At 56.7% G+C, this 586-nt stretch carries 2 protein-coding genes; both read left to right on the top strand.

Annotated features, from left to right (window positions below):
- Window positions 1-422, top strand: a 422-nt coding sequence (locus tag AC1DLB_RS31630; protein WP_477786482.1) for a flagellar motor protein, incomplete at its 5' end; no start/stop codon positions are given.
- A gap of 15 nt (window positions 423-437) precedes the next feature.
- Window positions 438-586, top strand: a 149-nt coding sequence (locus tag AC1DLB_RS31625; RefSeq protein ID WP_477786483.1) for a flagellar motor protein MotB, incomplete at its 3' end; no start/stop codon positions are given.

Here is a 586-nt window from a genome sequence, read left to right as displayed (position 1 = left end):
ACTCGCGTAAAGGCCTGCAATTGCTGGTCGACGGTGCCGAGCCGGAAGCGATCCGCAGCATTCTGGAAGTGGATTTCTACACCCAGGAAAGCCGCGACATCGAAGCCGCCAAGGTCTTTGAAAGCATGGGCGGCTACGCGCCGACCATCGGTATCATCGGTGCGGTGATGGGCCTGATCCACGTCATGGGCAACCTGGGCGACCCATCGCAACTGGGCAGTGGCATCGCCGTCGCCTTCGTCGCTACCATCTACGGCGTGGCCAGTGCCAACCTGGTGCTGTTGCCGATTGCCGCCAAGCTCAAGTCCATCGCGTTACGGCAGTCGCGCTATCGCGAAATGTTGCTGGAAGGGATCCTGTCGATCGCCGAAGGTGAAAACCCTCGCTCTATTGAGTTGAAGCTTCAGGGCTTCATGGATTGATGGGGGAAATGGATCATGGCTCGTCGCAGGCAACATGAAGAACATGTGAACCATGAACGTTGGCTGGTTTCCTACGCCGACTTCATCACCTTGCTGTTCGCGTTCTTCGTGGTGATGTACTCGATCTCGTCGATCAACGAAGGCAAGTACAAGATCATTTCCGA

The organism is Pseudomonas sp. 05N434, assembly GCF_056396965.1.
This window is presented reverse-complemented; position numbering and strand designations above follow the sequence as displayed.